This window comes from Vibrio sp. Y29_XK_CS5, assembly GCF_024181835.1.
Classification (GTDB): domain Bacteria; phylum Pseudomonadota; class Gammaproteobacteria; order Enterobacterales; family Vibrionaceae; genus Vibrio; species Vibrio harveyi.
The window spans coordinates 399735-415586 of sequence record NZ_JAMZAM010000004.1 but is presented as its reverse complement, the minus strand read 5'-3'; the positions used below and the strand labels follow the sequence as shown (position 1 = coordinate 415586).

General features: G+C 44.0%; 16 protein-coding genes. 15 read left to right on the top strand and 1 reads right to left on the bottom strand.

The window, feature by feature from the left end; all coding sequences use genetic code 11:
• The first annotated feature begins 1 nt into the window (after window position 1).
• The 15 genes from infC to pheT all read left to right on the top strand — a co-directional run bounded on the left by infC (window position 2) and on the right by pheT (window position 14984).
• On the top strand, window positions 2–553 hold the full coding sequence (gene infC, locus NL647_RS18130) for a translation initiation factor IF-3 (RefSeq protein WP_074050532.1): 552 nt from the start codon (window positions 2–4) through the stop codon (window positions 551–553).
• A 123-nt stretch (window positions 554–676) separates the two neighbouring features.
• Window positions 677–871, top strand: coding sequence for a 50S ribosomal protein L35 (gene rpmI, locus NL647_RS18125; protein WP_005445589.1), 195 nt, complete (start codon window positions 677–679; stop codon window positions 869–871).
• A gap of 40 nt (window positions 872–911) precedes the next feature.
• Window positions 912–1265: a 50S ribosomal protein L20 gene (gene rplT / locus NL647_RS18120; RefSeq protein ID WP_004727974.1), complete on the top strand. Its 354-nt coding sequence runs from the start codon at window positions 912–914 to the stop codon at window positions 1263–1265.
• 317 nt (window positions 1266–1582) lie between these two features.
• A complete protein-coding gene (locus NL647_RS18115) occupies window positions 1583–1963 on the top strand; it encodes a RidA family protein (protein WP_005445587.1) in 381 nt (126 codons plus the stop codon).
• A gap of 12 nt (window positions 1964–1975) precedes the next feature.
• Entirely contained in the window at window positions 1976–2365 is a 390-nt protein-coding gene (locus NL647_RS18110) for a VOC family protein (protein WP_253650506.1), read from the top strand.
• Window position 2366: 1 nt separating this feature from the next.
• Complete coding sequence (locus NL647_RS18105) at window positions 2367–2681, top strand: heavy metal-binding domain-containing protein (RefSeq protein WP_005443150.1); 315 nt, start codon at window positions 2367–2369, stop codon at window positions 2679–2681.
• Between the two features lie 144 nt (window positions 2682–2825).
• On the top strand, window positions 2826–3275 hold the full coding sequence (locus NL647_RS18100; protein WP_253650505.1) for a hypothetical protein: 450 nt from the start codon (window positions 2826–2828) through the stop codon (window positions 3273–3275).
• Window positions 3276–3623: 348 nt separating this feature from the next.
• Window positions 3624–4433: a helix-turn-helix transcriptional regulator gene (locus NL647_RS18095; protein WP_005445576.1), complete on the top strand. Its 810-nt coding sequence runs from the start codon at window positions 3624–3626 to the stop codon at window positions 4431–4433.
• A gap of 170 nt (window positions 4434–4603) precedes the next feature.
• The gene (locus NL647_RS18090; protein WP_009697355.1) at window positions 4604–5392 is read left to right on the top strand and encodes a TetR/AcrR family transcriptional regulator; all 789 of its coding nucleotides are present in this window, start codon (window positions 4604–4606) and stop codon (window positions 5390–5392) included.
• A gap of 201 nt (window positions 5393–5593) precedes the next feature.
• Window positions 5594–7969 (top strand): RND family transporter, encoded by a 2376-nt coding sequence (locus tag NL647_RS18085; protein WP_253650504.1) that lies wholly within the window; start codon window positions 5594–5596, stop codon window positions 7967–7969.
• A gap of 95 nt (window positions 7970–8064) precedes the next feature.
• Window positions 8065–8802 (top strand): outer membrane lipoprotein-sorting protein, encoded by a 738-nt coding sequence (locus tag NL647_RS18080; protein ID WP_253650542.1) that lies wholly within the window; start codon window positions 8065–8067, stop codon window positions 8800–8802.
• Window positions 8803–8811: 9 nt separating this feature from the next.
• Complete coding sequence (locus NL647_RS18075) at window positions 8812–9993, top strand: hypothetical protein (RefSeq protein ID WP_253650503.1); 1182 nt, start codon at window positions 8812–8814, stop codon at window positions 9991–9993.
• A 177-nt stretch (window positions 9994–10170) separates the two neighbouring features.
• Entirely contained in the window at window positions 10171–11295 is a 1125-nt protein-coding gene (locus NL647_RS18070) for a GGDEF domain-containing protein (protein ID WP_029791128.1), read from the top strand.
• A 281-nt stretch (window positions 11296–11576) separates the two neighbouring features.
• On the top strand, window positions 11577–12560 hold the full coding sequence (pheS, locus tag NL647_RS18065) for a phenylalanine--tRNA ligase subunit alpha (RefSeq protein ID WP_005439802.1): 984 nt from the start codon (window positions 11577–11579) through the stop codon (window positions 12558–12560).
• Between the two features lie 18 nt (window positions 12561–12578).
• Window positions 12579–14984 carry a phenylalanine--tRNA ligase subunit beta gene (gene pheT, locus NL647_RS18060; RefSeq protein ID WP_053050944.1) on the top strand — a complete coding sequence of 802 codons (2406 nt, stop codon included), beginning with the start codon at window positions 12579–12581 and terminating at the stop codon, window positions 14982–14984.
• An 89-nt stretch (window positions 14985–15073) separates the two neighbouring features.
• Here pheT and NL647_RS18055 read toward each other — a convergent pair whose 3' ends face one another.
• Window positions 15074–15799: a metallophosphoesterase gene (locus NL647_RS18055; RefSeq protein ID WP_253650502.1), complete on the bottom strand. Its 726-nt coding sequence runs from the start codon at window positions 15797–15799 to the stop codon at window positions 15074–15076.
• Window positions 15800–15852 lie beyond the last annotated feature (53 nt).

The window sequence follows — 15852 nt, the reverse complement described above, 5'->3', positions numbered from 1 at the left end:
TATTAAAGGCGGAAGACGCGGCCAACAGCCGGTAAAACAAAACCCACACCGTATGAACGGTGAAATTCGTGGCGTTCGTGAAGTTCGACTAACTGGCGCTGACGGTGAATCAGTTGGTGTTGTATCGATTCAAGAAGCGATCGCAGCTGCTGAAGAAGCAGGCATGGATCTTGTGGAGATCAGTCCTAACGCTGAGCCGCCAGTCTGTCGTGTTATGGACTACGGCAAATTCCTCTTTGAAAAGAGCAAATCTGCTAAAGAGCAGAAGAAAAAGCAAAAACAGGTTCAGATTAAGGAAGTAAAATTCCGTCCTGGAACTGATATTGGAGACTATCAGGTAAAACTACGCAACCTGACGCGTTTCCTTGAAGAAGGCAACAAAGTGAAGGTAACAATTCGCTTCCGTGGCCGAGAAATGGCACACCAAGACATCGGTGTTGACGTTCTTCATCGCTTGAAAGAAGACACTGTAGACTTTGCTGTAGTGGAATCTTTCCCAAGTAAGATCGAAGGTCGTCAGATGATCATGGTTCTTGCCCCTAAAAAGAAGTAATTAACGGCTCATCAAGTAATTAAGACCTAGCCGCCTTTCCTTCTGATAAAAGGTATAGCGGCTGGGTTTTGTTCGCCCTAATTACGTTGTTTATTAAACCTACTCAATGCGGAGTTATTCATCATGCCTAAGATGAAAACCAACAAAGGTGCTGCTAAGCGTTTTAAGAAAACTGCTGGTGGTATTAAGTACAAGCACGCTACAAAACGTCACATCCTGACTAAGCGTACTACTAAGAACAAGCGTCAACTACGTCCAAACTCAATCCTTCCTCGTTGTGAAGTGGCTGCAGTTGTTCGTATGATGCCATACGCTTAATTCTTTTTAGTTATCAATCGTTTAGTTTAGGAGAAGCATAATGCCTCGCGTAAAACGTGGTGTACAAGCTCGTGCACGTCATAAGAAAGTTCTAAAACAAGCTAAAGGTTACTACGGTGCACGTTCACGTGTTTACCGCGTAGCTTTCCAAGCAGTTACTAAAGCTGGTCAATACGCTTACCGTGACCGTCGCGCTAAGAAACGTCAATTCCGTCAACTATGGATTGCACGTATCAACGCGGCATCTCGTCAAAATGGTCTATCTTACAGCCGTTTCATCAACGGTCTTAAGAAAGCATCTATCGAGATCGACCGTAAGATCCTAGCGGACATCGCAGTATTCGACAAAGCAGCATTTGCTGTTCTAGTTGAAAAAGCGAAAGCTGCTCTTTAATTAGCAGTTTAGGATTAAGAGAAGGAGAGCATTAGCTCTCCTTTTTTATTGCTTTTTGTTTTGTTATCCGTAAGTTTTCTCACTTCTCACTTCTCACTTCTCACTTCTCACTTCTCACTTCTCACTTCCATCTCAGTGCTTGCTAAATCATTTTGTTATTAATCTGTGGTAGGGTTTATCGGCATAACGAGCAAAAGAGCTAGGAAAGACACCAAGGCGCAGCCGTTAGAGGACATCATTAAGGGAACTATGGCGTTGCTCCACGACTAGAAAGAGCAACTGAACAAACGAAAATTTAACCGCTAGGGAAGGAATGTATGGTTCAACGAATCAGTTATGAATTTTTGCCACAGGTTTCAGGTCCTTATGTTCATGCTACTAGACACTGTGAGACCTTATATGTTTCAGGGTTGACTGCGTTAGGCTCTTCCAGCCAAGCTGAGGGGCTAGTAGATCAAACAAAGACAGTTTTATCTTATCTATCGCAAATACTGGCTGAAGAGCAACGAGAGAAGCGTGATCTGGTGAAGTTGACGGTGTTTATTACTGATATGAGTCAACTCGCGGCGATTCGTTCAGTACTATTTGATTTCTATGAGGGCTACTTGCCGGCGTGTTCGCTGGTGGAAGTAAATGCCTTGATCCATGCTGATTTGGCAATAGAAATAGAGGCAGTAATCTCAAGCGAGGCGTTGTAATAAGAGGTAGGGATGAAAATAAATCGATTAGACCATTTGGTTTTAACAGTAAAAGACATTGCAACCACGGTGGATTTTTATGAGCGAGTGCTTGGTATGGAAAGCATCGCCTTTGGTGAGGGGCGTGTTGCACTTGTGTATGGAAGGCAGAAGATCAATTTGCATCAGCTTGGCAATGAATTTGAACCTAAGGCAAGTCAAGTAGCTTCTGGGAGTGCTGATTTATGTTTTGTATGTGATACGCCAATTGCAAATGTGCTCTCCCATTTAGACTCCCATTCTGTCGAGGTTATTGATGGTCCTGTTCAACGGACAGGTGCAATTGGTAACATCCTATCGGTTTACATTAAAGACCCAGATGGTAACTTAATTGAGTTATCTAATTATCTTGCTGAGGTATAACATGATTTATTCAACAACCGAGACGATTCCAGGGCGTGAAATTGCGGAGATAAAAGGGGTCGTGACGGGCAATGTGGTTCAGTCAAAGCACATTGGGCGTGATTTCATGGCTGGCTTAAAAAGCATTGTTGGTGGTGAGATTCGTGGCTACACCGAAATGATGACTGAAGCCCGAAATATCGCTATTCAACGAATGGTAGAGGATGCCGCGAACCTAGGAGCAGATGCTGTTGTCGGTATTCGTTTTACCACCAGTTCGATTGTGGACGGTTCATCAGAGATTCTTGCCTTTGGTACGGCAGTAAAGCTCGTTTAATAAAGTATGATGTTGCACAGCGTGTTGCAAACTTATGTGCAATAAAGATGAAATCGTTAGAGGTAGCTCGTCTCCCCATTTTTAACTAAGCGTCAATGGCTGTTTTTATCTCATAATTCGCCTCCTAAAAAAGGAGGCGAATTTATGCGTGATACAGTTTTAAATAATGCAATTGTGACGTTCTGCGTGTGCTTACTGGTAGCGACGCTAGCAGCTAAAGGTAATTTACTCGTGACCATGTTGTCTTTTCCTATCGACTTCTTAGGTCTACTTGTTCTTTTATTCTTGTCATTATTTGTATCTTGGAGTGCTGTCGGGCATTTGAATCAAGGGCAATGGAAAGAATCTATTCTGTTGTATCTGATGTTGTATTACCTTGCTTTTGGTATTTTTTCAGACGGGAATACAGAGGGCTGGTCTCATTCAGTTGGCGTTGTCGGTAAACTTAAAATGACCCTGATCTACATCGCAAACTCAATAACGAGTATCTATGTTCCATTCATCATCGTTGGGATTTCTATTATCCATTTACGTTTTTTGCGCTCCCATATAGTTGACACTGAACAGAATGTGGCAGAGAAAGTTCAGCCTTAAGAAATAGAACTATTTTGTTGCATATATATGCAGTTTTTTTGGCGTGTGCGTTTTAATGTGATTATTCTAAAAATGAACGTCTTTCAAAGTCGAAAGTATTCGAGTAGTTTCCATAAATCAGCATGAAATGCGACGGGCTATGGATGTTATACCGTATTTATGATGTGTTTAATTGATTAGATATAATGAAACTGAATGCATTTCTGGTGGCGGTATTGCTCATCTAAATGTGATGTTGGGTATATTAATTCACTGTTTTCTTATAAAAATATGAACTTATGGCTTGCCAATTGGTTCTAAATTGTTACAAATACCATTCAGTTGTAACATTGCCATAAGGAATTGTAGATGAGAGAACTCACTCCCGAGTACTTGTTAGCCGCATTACGACAAGCGATCAAAACCAAAGGGCTAACATATCGAGAGTTATCTGAGAAAATGGGCATGCCGTTGTCCACTTTTAAACGTCATTTAACTAGCACTAACCTAGGTCTTGATAAGCTACTTGAGTATTGTCGAGCTGTGGATTGTACCCTCGATGAGCTTCAAAAGCTGGCAAATCAGCTACAAGCTGAGGATCAGGACTATTTCAGTCGTACGCAGGATGAAGTCTTTTTCCAGTTTCCGCATCTTTACGATTTTTATCGAGAACTTCGAATGCTGAGGGGGAAGGATGGCTACACCATTCTTATGAAAAAGTATGATCTCTCAAAGCAAAGCATGTCTGACTACCTTGGTGCTCTAGAGCTGCTTGATTTGGTTTATGTGGACGAAGATAACAACATCACGCTTCACGGTCCGCTTTATTACAGCTATGCAGAAAACTCTAAACTTAACGAGAAGTACACCGAGATCCTTAAAGAACAAACGACTACACATGAGAAGTGTGTACGTGTAGCGCTATCGCGAATGAAAATCACGGAAGAACAGCTACTTATCTTAGAAGAGCAGATGGCGAAAACCGTGTTAGATTTTCATTCTAAAAACGTCGTTGCAGAGAACTTTAATGTGTCAGACTTTACCAATGTTTTGCTGATAGCAGGTCCGCATCAGCCTGTAACGTTTTCTGATGGTATTGTACAAACAGAAGTCAACTTCATTGATGACATTCGCTACGCTATCGCTTCGGCTGGGGATAAACCAAGCCTTTCGATATAGCTTCTAGTTATTTTTAGTGATTTATAGATTCACCCTTGAAATGTTTATTTAATGAACTAATATGACGAAGTGTCAATTATGACGATTCGTCAGAAATGTGGTGGCGTTTCTGCAAACCATATTCGTGTTACAATTCATTTGAGTTACACAGGGATACGGGACGAGGAAGTATGTTTAACTTTGGTTGCAACAAAGATGACAAGCAAGAGGGAGGCCGAATTGCTTCTGGTTTGACTAAGAAACAGCAGGCGATCGCTGATCGCGAGGTCGAATTAGTTCAACTGGCTAAATCTTTAGTGCAAGAACAAGGCTTTGCTAATCTCACCATGGATAAGCTAACGGCTGCCAGTCCGTATTCAAAAGGGACCATCTATAACCATTTTTGCAGCAAAGAAGATGTGATCCTTGCACTTTGTATACACTCACTGAAAAGTGAGGCGGTGTTTTTTGAGCGTACGGCAAATTTTGATGGCAACACGCGTGAAAAGATCATTGCAATGCATGTTGGGTATCGTATTTACGCCCGTATGGAACCCGTATTGTCGACTTGTGCTATTGTCGCCAAAACTCCTTGGGTGATAGAGAAAGCTTCACCCGCTCGACTGAATGAATTGAACAAGCTGGAAGAAGAAGTAATATCTGGAGCGGACGCATTAGTAAACCACGCCGTGGAAATTGGAGATTTAAAATTCTCTCCTGCTGTTGGTGCTGATGCGATTGTTTTTGCCAATTGGTCGATTGCGTTTGGTTCTAATGCTTTGGCGCAAAATGCATCTAACAGTCGATGTATTCAGCGTTTGCAAGACCCGTTTTCGGTATTACACAATGCGAATATGTTACTTGATGGATTAGGGTGGTTACCTCTCTCAACAGATTGGGATTACCGCAAAACCTGGCGTCGAGTTGAGCAGGAACTATTTAGCGAAGAAATTGCTTACCTTGATTCAGTCAATCGCTGAGTAGGGTATAAACCAATCGGTTATTCGATTGGTTTTTAAGTCACACTATTTGACGGATCGTCAATAACGATTGTTTTGGTATCAGGATTTTTAATCCCTAGAGTGCCAAAACTGCGTTATTAACGCATCTGGAATTAGAGAACAGCGTAAGCTGCTTTTTTAACTCCGTTTTTTGACGAAACGTCACAAAGGGAGAGTGTGATGAAACACCACCAAGCTCAACAAGCAAGCCCCGGTCAATGGGGGAAAATACCAACCAAGCACAGCCTTTGGGTTCTGCTGGCAACAGTATTACTCGTTATTATCGCAACGATCGGAGCAAAGAATCTCTATTTTCGGGGCGACTATAATATCTTTTTCGATGGCAGCAATAAGCAGTTATTAGCTTTCGACGAAATTCAAACCACCTTCGCCAAAACAGACAATCTTGCTATCGTGATCGCTCCTGATAGCAGAGAGGTGTTTACTCCTGAGATCCTGAAACTCATACAAAACTTAACAGTGGATTCGTGGCAAGTGCCGTATTCGAGTCGAGTAGACTCTCTGGCTAATTACCAGCATACGGAAGCGGTTGAAGATGATCTCTTGGTCGAAGACCTGCTTTACGAAGAGCATGAGTTGACTCCAGAGCGAATTGCGAAAGTAAAAAATATCGCACTAACAGAGCCAGTGTTAAAAAATGCGCTGATCTCTGCAAAAGGCGATGTCACTGTCGTGAATATCACCGTTCAATTGCCGGAGGTTGATAAAACAGCGGAAGTCCAAGAGGTGATGGCTCACATTAATCAGATGCTGGCGCAGTATCAGCAAAACTATCCAAATGTTGAGTTTCATAAAGCTGGTATTATCGCCATGAACTATGCCTTCATGACCGCAGCACAAGAGGATAGCGCTACCTTAGTACCAACGATGCTGTTGGTTATTTTGTTGTTCTTAACCATCATGCTGCGTTCATTCTTAAGTGTTGTCGCGACTCTTATTGTGATTATTGGCTCGGTGATAGCAACGATGGGGTTGTCTGGTTGGGCTGGTATGTTTTTAAGCACTGCGACGGTTAATGTGCCAACCTTGGTCATGACATTGGCTGTAGCGGACTGCGTGCATGTTATTGCAACTATGCGCCAGTCGATGCAAAACGGCTTTAGTAAGGCACATTCGATAGAGCGCAGTATCTCTCTTAACTTTATGCCCATCCTAATCACGTCAGTTACAACCGCAATTGGCTTTCTGATGATGAATATGTCGGATTCTCCTGTGCTGCGAGATTTTGGTAACTTATCGGCATTAGGGGTGATGATTGCCTGTTTTCTATCAGTGACGCTGCTTCCAGCGTTACTCACACTATTACCAGTCTCAGTTAAGCAACCTGCCTCACAGAGCGGGACCGACTTCATGGACAAGCTAGGAGATTTTGTCGTTTTACGTCGTAACGTGTTACTACCAATATCAGTGATCGTTATTGCAGTGAGTGCAAGCTTGATACCGTTAAATCGAGTCAATGATGAATCCGTAAAGTATTTCGATAATCGCAGTGATTTTCGTCAAGCTGCCGATTTTATGGAAGCACGTATCAGCGGCATGACCAATCTCAGCATTGCCATCAAAACCAATGAGTCGCAAGGGATTGCTGATCCTGTTTTTCTTACCGCTATAGGCAACTTTACCGATTGGCTTCGCGAACAGCCTGAGACAGATCATGTTGCAACGCTCGCGGATGTATATAAACGCCTCAATAAAAACATGCACGCTGATGATGAGCGTTACTACTTACTACCACAAGATAGAGAATTGGCGGCGCAATACCTTCTACTCTATGAGATGTCTTTGCCGTACGGCTTAGATCTTAATAATCAGATTAACGTTGATAAATCTTCGATCAAAATGGTGTTAACCGTCGATAATTTAGGGAGTGTTGAATTAGTTGACCTTGAGAACCGAATCTACGCGTGGTTTGCCGACAATGCACCGCAATATGATGTGGTCGCATCGAGTCCATCATTGATGTTTGCTCACATTGGTGAGACCAATATGGCAAGTATGCTCTCTACGTTACCAATTACATTAGTTTTGATCTCTGCATTACTCATCTTTGCACTGCGTTCGCTAAGGCTTGGTCTCATCAGCTTGGTTCCAAATATTGCCCCGGCCGTGCTTGGTTTCGGTCTTTGGGCGCTGATCTCCGGTGAAATCAATCTAGGACTGTCAGTCGTGGTGACCTTGACGCTTGGCATTGTGGTCGACGACGCGGTTCATTTCCTTTCGAAATATCAAAGAGCACGAAAAGAAGGACAAAATGCTGAACAGGCCGTTCGTTATGCCTTCCACACTGTTGGTCGTGCACTTTGGATCACTACCGTCGTATTGGTAGCAGGTTTCTCAGTATTGGCGATGTCGAGCTTCCGCTTAAATGCAGATATGGGGCAGCTTAGTGCGATCGTGATCTTTATCGCCTTGGTCGTGGACTTTTTATTCTTGCCAACGCTACTCATGCGTTTTGATAAAGCAGCATATGTCGAGCAAACAAAGACTAAAACGCCAGAAACACAAGCGAAGAAAAACATTACGGCATCGTTGTGATTGAACAGTGCCGTCAAGGAAAACAAGACAAGGACTATATGATGAAGTTATTTAGCAAACCTCTGAATGTCGTTACATTATCGATTTCTCTGTTAATGGCTCCTCTCACTTGGGCTGACGAAGCTAAAGGGTTGGAAATTGCACAAGAGCGCAAAGCGCGTGACCAAGGCTGGGGAGATTCTGTTGCCACCATGCAAATGATACTTCGCAATGCTCAAGGAGAAAGTAGTACTCGCTTGATGCGCCTAAAATCACTGGAGGTCGCTGATGATGGCGATAAAGGGCTAACTATCTTTGATGAACCACGAGATGTTAAAGGAACCGCATTTCTTAATCATTCACACACGGTGGGCGCTGACGACCAATGGCTCTATCTACCCGCGCTCAAACGCGTAAAACGTATCGCTTCACGCAATAAATCTGGTCCATTTATGGGCAGTGAGTTTGCTTATGAAGACCTGAGCTCATTCGAGATTGAAAAGTACCGTTTCAATTACCTTAAAGATGAAACGATGAATGACCAACAGACGTTTGTATTAGAGCAAATCCCGACAGATAAAAACTCCGGTTACACCAAGCAGGTGGTTTGGCTAGATCAAGCACATTATCGTCCTCTGAAAGTAGAATTTTATGACCGCAAAGGCGCGTTGTTAAAGACGTTAGAGTTTTCTGATTACAAACAGTATCTGAATCAATACTGGCGTGCCCACACTATGGCAATGATGAATCACCAAACGGGCAAGAGTACAGAACTGACAACCAGTGAATTGACGTTTCAGACCGGTCTTAAAGATAGCGACTTCAACAAAAACATCCTCAAGCGTGTCAAGTAGGGAGGTTGAATGACTAGGGCAATCGCTGCTGGCCGAGTCTTGGCTAGCATTATGGCTGTGCTTTGTTCTTCGTCTTTGCTTGGCGCTGAATTGGCAGGTCAGGTTAACTTCGAGCATCGACAATTTTTCTCTGCCGGTGCTCAAGGGCAGAGCAAAGGGCAAACATCGCTAGTATTGCAACCAGAGCTCTACTGGGAGCTTCAAGATGGTGATGCGAGTTTCACCTTTACGCCTTTTTATCGTTGGGACAGCATGGATGATGATCGTACGCATGCTGATATTCGAGAAGCCTTGTATTTAACCTATTGGGATGACTATGAACTTCGTGTTGGTATCAGCAAGGTGTTTTGGGGTGTAACAGAATCTGCGCACTTAGTGGATGTTGTAAACCAAATTGATGCGGTAGAAGCGGTCGATGGTGAAGATAAATTGGGACAACCCATGGTGCATTTTACGTCCATCAAAGAGTGGGGAACGCTGGATGCGATGATCTTGTCTTATTTTCGTGAACGAACATTCGCGGGTAAAGATGGGCGTTTGAGGTTCGATCCTGTTGTCTCCGATGATGCGTTGTACGAATCGAGTCGAGAAGAAAAACATGTAGATGTCGCGTTGCGGTATGCACAAATGTTTGGCGATTGGGATCTCGGCTTGAGCTATGTCTATGGAACGAACCGTGACCCGTATTTTCGATTCGAGCAAGGCGAGCTAAAACCTTACTACGCATTGATGAGTCATGTTGGACTGGATGTGCAGGGAATCGTGGGAGATTGGTTATGGAAACTTGAAAGTGTTTATCGTGATAGTTTTGATAATCATGTCGGTGTTGTTACCGGATTTGAATACACGATAGTGGGGGCTTTTGAAGCGGTATGGGATGTGGGTCTTATCGGTGAGTATTTATATGATAGCCGTGGTAACAACGCGCAGAACATTGGTCAAAATGATGTCTTTGCAGGTGTTCGCTTAGCGTTTAATGATGAAGATGGCACCGAAATCCTAACTGGTATCACACAAGATCTCGATAATACCGATGTGTACAACGCAAAACTTGAGGCTTCCAGCCGCATTTCAAATCATTTTAAGTGGCAAATTGATGCTTGGTTGTTTAAAAATGACACGCCAACGGACCTCTTGTATTTCGCAAGAGACGATGATTTTATCGAGCTATCTATCCAGTACTATTTTTAGTGCGGGAGATAGTTAAGTCGAAAATTCTAAGGCAAAGAGATCCATGTCATTATTTTGACTGGCTGCTAGAGCTGTAAGGAAGATTTATCGTTACTATTCCTTATGTTTGTTGTGGTTTTGATAGCGATGCGATAAGCAACTAACAAAACCCTCCGGTTTTACTTAGGGGTAGTAACGTTGAATTCATTTCGCTGGGACACTTATTTTGAAACAGGCATCGAAGAAGTCGATGAACAGCACCAATATCTTGTTGGATTTATCAACAAGTACGGCGAACTTTTGGCGCAAAACAGCATCACTCTCACGGACATTCAAGTGGCATTATTTGAATTGTCTCGCTATGCCGAGTTCCACTTCAAAGAAGAAGAGAACTTGATGCGAGAGGTCGAGATCCACCCAGAGCACCTAGAAAAACATATCCAAGTACATCGCGCATTTATGAGCGACATCATCAGTATGCAGAGCTTTATCAGTGATGCCAATAAACGCGCTGCTGAGCAGTTATTGGATTTCCTCATTCATTGGTTGGCTTACCACATTCTTGGTATTGATCAAAATATGTCTAAGCAAGTGGCTGCCATTCAATCTGGGATGTCACCGAGGGCGGCGTATGATGAACAAGAAAAGCAAGCCAACGCATCCACTGCGCCATTGCTGGATGCGCTAAATGCTCTGTTTTCACAAGTTTCAGAGCGTAACCGAGAATTACTGAAGCTTAATCTGGTTTTGGAAGAAAAAGTGGATGAAAGGACAATACAACTTTCTCAAGCCAACAAGCAGCTAGAGGCTTTATCACTCACGGATTCGTTGACTCAACTGCCGAACCGAAGAAGTGCGATTAAATCTCTCAAGACCTTGTGGAGAAACGAGGAGGTGAGAGCTTTACCTTTGGTTTGTATCATGATTGATGCGGATTACTTTAAGCAAGTCAATGACACCTGTGGTCACGAAGCCGGAGATTTGGTCTTAAAAGAACTTGCACAAGCGCTAAAACACTCTTTCCGCAGTGATGATATCGTGTGCCGACTTGGCGGCGACGAGTTCGTTGTTATATGCCCGGACACGGGTCTTGAAGGTGGGTTGCATGTTGCCGAGATGGTGAGAAAACAGATCTCTCACATGCTGGTTCCAACAGCATTCGAACCTTGGCGAGGCAGCATCAGTGTCGGGGTAGCAGAACGCCGCGAAGAAATGCAAACTTACACTGATTTGATCCGAGTTGCTGACGAAGGCGTTTACTTAGCAAAACAAAACGGTAAAAACCGAGTACGGTCATCGCAAAAGCTAATATCTTCGAACTAACTCGTCATTCACATTAGAACGCCAGAGAACCCAATTTTTTCACTGTTTGGTGAAAATCTATGTGGCGTATTCTTTAGCTACTTATGCAAAAACAAACACGAAAAAGTAGGGGTTATTCCATAGCAACCCTTCATTTTTTACGTTTTTGTGTTCTTTTTATTCAATAACCTCTTCTTTTCATAATTCAATTTGGCCTTGGTGGCGGGTTTGGCTACTATGTACAGCTATCAAAAAACCAATCACTCCCTTATGGATACTACCAATAGGTAGATGAGGAAACGATGCAACATCTAGAAGAGATCATTGCTAACGCGAGTGCAGCAATTGAAGCTGCAGAATCGCTAGTCGTACTTGATGAAGTGCGTGTTCAGTATCTAGGTAAAAAAGGTGAGCTAACTGCTCAACTTCAAAGCCTAGGTAAACTACCACCAGAAGAACGCCGTGAAGCGGGTCAAGAGATCAACAAAGCGAAAGGCGTAGTTCAGCAAGCTATCGCAGCTCGTAAAGACGCACTACAACGTGCAGAGCTTGAAGCGAAGCTAGCGGCAGAAACGATCGACGTAACATTACCAGGTCGTCGTATCGAGAACGGTGGTCTACACCCAGTTACTCGTACTGTAGAGCGTATTGAGAAGTTCTTTGGTGAACTTGGCTTTAACACTGAGTCTGGTCCAGAAATCGAAGATGCATTCCACAACTTTGATGCACTAAACATCGCAGCTGATCACCCAGCGCGTACTGACCATGATACTTTCTTCTTCAACCCAGATTTGATGCTTCGTACTCACACGTCAGGCGTACAGATCCGTACGATGGAAAATGGCAAACCACCATTCCGTTTCATCGCACCTGGTCGTGTATACCGTAACGACTACGACCAAACGCACACGCCAATGTTCCACCAAGTGGAAGGCATGCTGGTTGATGAGAACGTAAACTTCGCACAGCTGAAAGGCATCCTGCACGATTTCCTATGCAACTTCTTCGAAGAGGAAGTGGAAGTACGTTTCCGTCCATCTTACTTCCCGTTCACTGAGCCTTCAGCTGAAGTTGATGTGAAAGGTAAAAACGGTAAATGGCTAGAAGTACTAGGCTGCGGTATGGTTCACCCGAACGTACTACGTAGCGTAGGCATTGATCCTGAAAAATACTCTGGTTTCGCATTCGGTATGGGTGTTGAGCGTCTAACAATGCTTCGTTACGGCGTGAACGACCTACGTGCGTTCTTCGAGAACGATCTTCGTTTCCTAAAACAGTTCAAGTAATCCAGGGGATAAATCACTATGAAATTCAGCGAATCATGGCTTCGTGAGTGGGTTAGTCCTTCGATTACCACTGACGAACTAACTCATCAAATTACAATGGCGGGTCTAGAAGTTGATGACGTGCTACCTGTAGCAGGTTCGTTCAACGGCGTTAAAGTTGGTCACGTTGTTGAATGTGGTCAACACCCAGATGCAGACAAACTGCGCGTTACTAAAGTAGACGTGGGTGAAGAAGAGCTTCTAGACATCGTTTGTGGCGCACACAACTGTCGCCAAGGTCTGAAAGTTGCAGTAGCAACGGTTGGTGCTGTTCTTCCAGGCGATTTTAAAATCAAAAAAGCAAAACTACGTGGTCAACCATCTCACGGCATGCTTTGTTCGTTCACTGAACTAGGTATCGATGTTGAGTCAGATGGCATCATGGAGCTAGCAGAAGACGCAGTAATCGGTACCGATTTCCGTGAATTCCTAGGTCTAGACGACGTAACAGTAGACGTAGACCTAACAGCAAACCGCGCTGACTGTTTCAGCATTCGTGGTCTAGCTCGCGAAGTTGGCGTACTAAACCGCGCTGACGTAACTGAGCCATCAGTAGAAGCAGTAGCAGCTTCAATCGAAGATAAAGTGTCTATCGAAGTGAAAGCGCCAGCTGCGTGTCCACGTTACCTAGGTCGCGTTGTTAAGAACGTAAACGTTCAAGCTGAAACGCCACTATGGATGCAAGAGAAGCTGCGTCGTTGTGGTATTCGTTCTATCGACCCTGTAGTAGACATCACTAACTACGTTCTTTTAGAGCAAGGTCAACCAATGCACGCATTCGATCTAGCGAAGATCGAAGGTGGCATCGTAGTTCGTATGGCTGAGCAAGGTGAGAAGCTAACACTTCTTGACGGTAGCGAAGCAGAACTAAACGCAGATACACTAGTTGTTGCTGACCACAACAAAGCACTTGCAATCGCAGGTATCTTTGGTGGTGAAGAGTCTGGTGTAACAACGGAAACTAAAGACGTTCTACTAGAGTGTGCATTCTTTGCACCTGACCACATCCGTGGTCGCGCACGTAGTTACGGTCTTCACACTGATTCTTCAATGCGTTTTGAACGTGGTGTGGATTACGCACTACAAGTGAGCGCAATGGAGCGCGCAACTCAGCTTCTTGTTGAGATCTGTGGCGGTGAAGTAGCACCTGTTGTTGCTGTAGAGTCTGAAGCAGACCTACCTAAGCCAAACAAAGTTGCTCTACGTCGTACTAAGCTAGACAACCTATTAGGTCACCACATCGCTGATGCTGACGTAGTAGAAATCCTAGAGCGCCTAGGTTTGACAGTTGAAGCCTCTGAAGAAGGTTGGGTGGCAGTAGCACCAACATGGCGTTTCGATATCGCTATCGAGCAAGACCTGATTGAAGAAGTTGGTCGTATCTACGGTTACGACAACATTCCTAACCAACACCCAGCAGCAGCACTTAAGATGCACAACCACGTTGAAGCGGATCTTCCACTGAAACGCGTTCGTGATCTTCTTGTTGACCGTGGTTACCACGAAGCAATCACATACAGCTTCGTTGAGCCTGAGCAACAAAAGCTAGTTGTACCTGGTGTTGAGCCTCTAGTGCTTCCAAACCCAATTTCTGCAGACATGTCAGCAATGCGTCTTGGTCTTATCCAAGGTCTGCTGAACACGGTTGTTCACAACCAGAAGCGTCAACAGCCACGCGTTCGTCTATTTGAATATGGTCTACGTTTCATCCCATGTGAATCTGCAGAAAACGGTATGCGCCAAGAGCCAATGCTTGCCGGTGTTATCGCAGGTACTCGCGGTGAAGAGCATTGGGATATCGAAACTAACACTGTTGATTTCTTCGACCTTAAAGGCGATCTAGAAGCAATTCTAGAGCTATCTGCTAACGAAAAAGCGTACTCTTTCGCTGCACTGTCACCTGAAAGCAAAAAAGCTAACCCAGCACTTCACCCGGGTCAATCTGCGGCAATCATCGTAGATGGCAAAGAAGTGGGTGTGATCGGCACTGTTCACCCAGAACTTGAGCGTAAGTTCGGTCTAAATGGTCGTACTATCGTATTCGAAATCGAATGGTCTGCAATCAACAGCAAAGTGATCCCAGAAGCGGTAGCACTTTCTAAATTCCCTTCAAACCGTCGTGATATCGCGGTAGTCGTGGATGAAGCTGTTGCATCTGGTGATATCGTTAACGCTTGTGTAGAGCAAGGTGGCGAGTTCCTTAAAGATGCGAAGCTGTTCGACGTTTACGTAGGTAAAGGCGTTGAAGAAGGTAAGAAGAGCCTAGCAATCGCTCTGACTCTACAGTCACTTGAGCGTACTCTGGAAGATGCAGATATCGCTGGTGCGGTTGACGCTATCGTTGCTCACGTTTCTGAGAAGTTTGGTGCGTCTCTACGTGACTAATCTCATGTAACGTATCTTCTTAAGAAATGGAAACCCTGCCAGTTTGGCAGGGTTTTTTTATATCTTGAGAGATAGGAAATAGGGAATAACTAGAGCCAAACTGTCTCTACCTTCATCTTCTCACTTTCGAGGTGAATCTTATTCACGCCAATCTTTGCATTGCGGTTGTATTCGTCAATACTGTGGTCAAAACCGTAAGCAGTAGCGGGTGCCATATGTTGAGTGACTTCTTGGCGCGTTACAGTCAGTGCATCATGACCATGCCCGCAAATAACATCTTGAACTCGGTACTTAGCCAAAAGCGCATGTAAGCTTGCATTGTTTTCCAAGCAAATGGCTTGTATCCAATCCGAGCCTACGGGAATAATAGGGTGATGGATAACAACAATAGGATTGATCGCATGGCGAAGTTGTTTATTGAAGCGTGCTAGCCCACGGTTATCGACACGACCAGAGCCCAAAGGGTGGCGCGTATCCAAAGGTTTAGCACTCGAATCTAAGAACAGCATGTCACGGTTATGAATTTTGGCTTTATTCACTACGTTAATAGAGCTACCGACCAGTTCCCGCTTCATCAATTTGGTGTCATCATGGTTGCCTGCAATTGCGAATATTTCCTTATCGCGAATGTGCTTTTCTAGGAAACTTAGTAGTACACGGTAATCACCCGGTTTGGGGTTGCAACAAAGATCGCCTGTGAGCAAAAGGGTATCGCATGATGAATCTTTTTGAGCATAAAGAAGCGCGCTACGTAGATTCTCAAAGCTTGAATCGTCACTTAAATGGCAGTCGCTGATTTGAATAATTGATGTCATAGAGTTGCAAAGCAAAAACGGTAGTTGTTTGACGTTAGTCTATCATTCAATCT

Excerpts from the sequence above, each read along its gene's own strand:
- NL647_RS18055 (WP_253650502.1), bottom strand. The coding sequence starts at position 15,799 with ATGACATCAATTATTCAAATCAGCGACTGCCATTTAAGTGACGATTCA.
- NL647_RS18085 (WP_253650504.1), top strand. The coding sequence starts at position 5,594 with ATGAAACACCACCAAGCTCAACAAGCAAGCCCCGGTCAATGGGGGAAA.
- NL647_RS18075 (WP_253650503.1), top strand. The coding sequence starts at position 8,812 with ATGACTAGGGCAATCGCTGCTGGCCGAGTCTTGGCTAGCATTATGGCT.
- NL647_RS18115 (WP_005445587.1), top strand. The coding sequence starts at position 1,583 with ATGGTTCAACGAATCAGTTATGAATTTTTGCCACAGGTTTCAGGTCCT.
- pheT (WP_053050944.1), top strand. The coding sequence starts at position 12,579 with ATGAAATTCAGCGAATCATGGCTTCGTGAGTGGGTTAGTCCTTCGATT.
- NL647_RS18080 (WP_253650542.1), top strand. The coding sequence starts at position 8,065 with ATGGCTCCTCTCACTTGGGCTGACGAAGCTAAAGGGTTGGAAATTGCA.
- NL647_RS18090 (WP_009697355.1), top strand. The coding sequence starts at position 4,604 with ATGTTTAACTTTGGTTGCAACAAAGATGACAAGCAAGAGGGAGGCCGA.
- rpmI (WP_005445589.1), top strand. The coding sequence starts at position 677 with ATGCCTAAGATGAAAACCAACAAAGGTGCTGCTAAGCGTTTTAAGAAA.
- NL647_RS18100 (WP_253650505.1), top strand. The coding sequence starts at position 2,826 with ATGCGTGATACAGTTTTAAATAATGCAATTGTGACGTTCTGCGTGTGC.
- NL647_RS18105 (WP_005443150.1), top strand. The coding sequence starts at position 2,367 with ATGATTTATTCAACAACCGAGACGATTCCAGGGCGTGAAATTGCGGAG.
- rplT (WP_004727974.1), top strand. The coding sequence starts at position 912 with ATGCCTCGCGTAAAACGTGGTGTACAAGCTCGTGCACGTCATAAGAAA.
- NL647_RS18095 (WP_005445576.1), top strand. The coding sequence starts at position 3,624 with ATGAGAGAACTCACTCCCGAGTACTTGTTAGCCGCATTACGACAAGCG.
- pheS (WP_005439802.1), top strand. The coding sequence starts at position 11,577 with ATGCAACATCTAGAAGAGATCATTGCTAACGCGAGTGCAGCAATTGAA.
- NL647_RS18110 (WP_253650506.1), top strand. The coding sequence starts at position 1,976 with ATGAAAATAAATCGATTAGACCATTTGGTTTTAACAGTAAAAGACATT.